At 48.3% G+C, this 3142-nt stretch carries 2 protein-coding genes and 1 pseudogene; all 3 read left to right on the top strand.

What is annotated here, in order from left to right:
* Positions 1-559 precede the first annotated feature (559 nt).
* Positions 560-2077, top strand: a complete 1518-nt coding sequence (locus tag FOY56_RS23240) for an AAA family ATPase (protein WP_146348527.1) — start codon at positions 560-562, stop codon at positions 2075-2077.
* A 70-nt stretch (positions 2078-2147) separates the two neighbouring features.
* A complete protein-coding gene (locus FOY56_RS23235) occupies positions 2148-2906 on the top strand; it encodes an HNH endonuclease (RefSeq protein ID WP_186766458.1) in 759 nt (252 codons plus the stop codon).
* Positions 2907-3012: 106 nt separating this feature from the next.
* Positions 3013-3142 (top strand): annotated as a pseudogene (locus tag FOY56_RS23230) (IS3 family transposase); the annotation flags it as partial.

Genomic DNA, 3142 nt, shown 5'->3' with positions numbered 1-3142 from the left:
ATCACACCCGCAATGAAACTGAAAGCAGCCGCCTGAATTCTACGGCTGGACCCCATTAAAAATGGGGGGATTACCGTTCGATTCCGCCCCCGGGCACCATTTAAATCAAGCAAAAACAGCAACTTGTTGGATTTCTGCGCTGCAGCGAAATTCTTGTGCTAAGCGGAAAAACCCTAGCACAGTGCTAGCACAGGGGCTTTTGAGCCCTTTGATAACAACGCGCTACGAGCATAGCGCCGTGCACCTAGCACAATCCTAGCACAGTACGGTAGCAACGCTTCTTGCCGTGCTTATGGTGCTTTATCAGTGATATTGAGGGGATAGTGGGTTGATTTCATTGAGTGTAATCTTGGGTTTTGCTGATTGTTAGGGTTCACACGCTGTATTTGGTTTGGAGAAAAAGTGATCAATAGCAGTTGTTGTCGAGCCGTTGGAACTCGCGGCTCAGAAAAAATCTGACAGATGCTGTATGAGCTTGCTGAAAGGGTGCCATTTGCGGAGACTGCAAAAGAACAATGAACCGCTTTGGTACGTGCTCTAGCAGCAGTCAGGACATGGTGTGGAATTCAAAGTCATTGAGTATGAACGGTATTTCAAGCGCAATCAATTGTCAGGAACAAACACGTGCTTCCTGGTCCAAGACAATTGGGATGACTATGGGTACAAAACTGCATTTTCATTGATACTTTTTGATGCCGATGGAGCTCGAAACGAAATTGGCGAAGTCAAAATCATGCATCACGGCATGAATGGAGGGTATGTGGACTTCCCCGAGGGAATAGACGTCAGCGACACGCATGCGTCGCTAGGTCAAGATCAGCAATACTATGAAAACTTGTTGAGCTTGAATGACCCTGACCGGCTAGAAATTCTTGCGGTGTTAAGAGACGTTGTATGGCAAGAGCAAATTCTTGACGATGTGCGTGAAGATGATGCCTTTTCGACTTCTTTATGCCGCTCCGTTCGACCGAGGGACATTAAGCTATTCATATCCATATTGCACGAGCAAGCGACCCTTACGGCATTTGACTTCGATTATGATTTTCCTGGTGAAGACGCTCCGACCCTAGAGTTCCAAGTCATTCCCGAGTCGGTTCCACCAACGAACATACATGTCATTATTGGTCGTAACGGAGTGGGAAAATCCAGATTGCTCAACTCTATCAGTGATTTATTGGTGAAGGGCCGAGACAAGCGACGGGGCAAGCTCACATTTTACTCAGAGGAGGAGGAGAGTTCTGCTGTGGAAGGTTTTTCAGGAATTGTCACGGTGGCGTTTAGCGCATTCGATGATTTCGAACCTCCAGCAAGCAACGAGGGAACTCGGTCTGGTATCCGATATAATTACATTGGCCTCAAGAAGAGGCTGCGAGCTAAGACTCGCAGAACAAAGTCTAGGAACAAATCTCCAGTTGAGTTGAGTCGCGAGTTTGTCGAAAGTGTTCTCAACTGCATTCAGAGTTCGCGCCGGTCTCGATGGATTCGAGCAATGCACACCCTTGAAGATGATCCAGTTTTTGCCTCCTGGCAGATTTCTGAGATAGGTGAGCTTCCACCGGAAAATATGGCAGAAGCAGCGGAAAAGATTTTCGATGCTGCGAGTTCTGGGCACAAGATCGTCTTGTTGACGGTCACCCGGCTGGTGGAGCTTGTTGGAGAAAGGACACTGGTTCTTGTGGACGAACCAGAATCGCATTTGCATCCTCCGCTTGCTGCAGCTTTTGTTAGAGCACTTTCAGATCTTTTGGTTAGTCGAAATGGTGTCGGTGTCTTAGCGACTCATTCACCTGTAATAGTTCAAGAAGTGCCTGCGGAATGCGTTTCGCTGTTTTTTCGAGCGGGCGATGAAATTCGCATAGAGAGACCGGACTTTGAGACATTTGCAGGGAATTTGGGCAGAATAACAAGATCTGTGTTTGGCGTGGAAGTCGGAGAAAGCGGTTATCATGGTCTAATCTCGGAAGTCATTGCCAAATCTGGAAGCTTGGAAGAAGTTTATGGGGCTTTTGGAGATCAGATAGGAGCAGAAGGTCGCGGCCTAGTTCGCTCAATTTGGCGGAATTCTGAAAGTGATTAGGCTTGAGGCTCCAGTTGACGACGTCAGGAATTGTTACCTGAGAACCGTTCGAAGAACCCGAGATCCATTGTTGAAAGCTCGACTTGAGTTGGAAGTAGATCGGATCGTGGGGAGATCTGCCACCTATGTCCAATTAGCTCAAAATGAGAGTCTATTTCAGCTGGGGACAGAGGACGCTCAACACGCATCAAATGAGGAACTCGAGAATGTTTATGACAGAGTTCTGGTGAAAGGTGGCGAGAGACCCGCCTACAACAAAATTCGATCAAGCGCTCCTCTAAACGTGTGTCCGCTTTGCTTTGCGAGATTTGTGAAATCGGTCGACCATTACCTGCCGAAATCGGACTTCCCAGAGCTATCAGTTGTTTATCGAAACTTGGTTCCGTGTTGCTCGGATTGCAACAAGACGAAGGGAACCGAATACGGAGAAACAGCGGAAACGCAGCTGTTCCACCCCTATTTTGACGATTGGGGAGACTGGTTTTTTTTAATCGCAAATGTTGAGATCAACGAAGGTGTTGATGTCGCTTTTTCCGTCGAGCAACCAGATGGAATGCCCGATCTGGCATTTGAAAGGGCAACAAACCACCTTGAGACACTGGGGTTGGCTGCTTTGTATTCTGATTTAAGCGCTGTTGAACTTGGTGACGGAAAAGCCGCCTTTCAGGAGCATCATGCCGATGGAGAGGATGTCCTTCGGAGGGAGCTGCAAAGGTTGTCAGCTAGCGCGGCCCGGCGAAACAGAAATAGCTGGCGTGCAGCGATGTACCGCGGGTTATCAACATGTCATGATTTTCTATCGGGCGGTTTCGAGTTTATTCCAGACTAGTGAAAGTAGTGTCGCTTTCCTCACCATATCGCCATAACTCGTGCGGAGATGAGCCTCCCCCTTTGAAGTGGTCCGCCCCTATGATTAGGAAAGCTGAGGGTCAGAGATGGCCATTAAAAGACCCAAGCCCGAAGAGATTGTCGTGAAGTTGCGGCAGGTTGAAGTTCTGATGGGGCAAGGGATGCCCCGGATTGATGCGATCAGACAGATCGGAGTGACGGAACAAACCTATTACC

It is taken from the genome of Falsiphaeobacter marinintestinus (genome assembly GCF_007923355.1).
Lineage (GTDB): Bacteria > Pseudomonadota > Alphaproteobacteria > Rhodobacterales > Rhodobacteraceae > Phaeobacter_A > Phaeobacter_A marinintestinus.
This window is presented reverse-complemented; position numbering and strand designations above follow the sequence as displayed.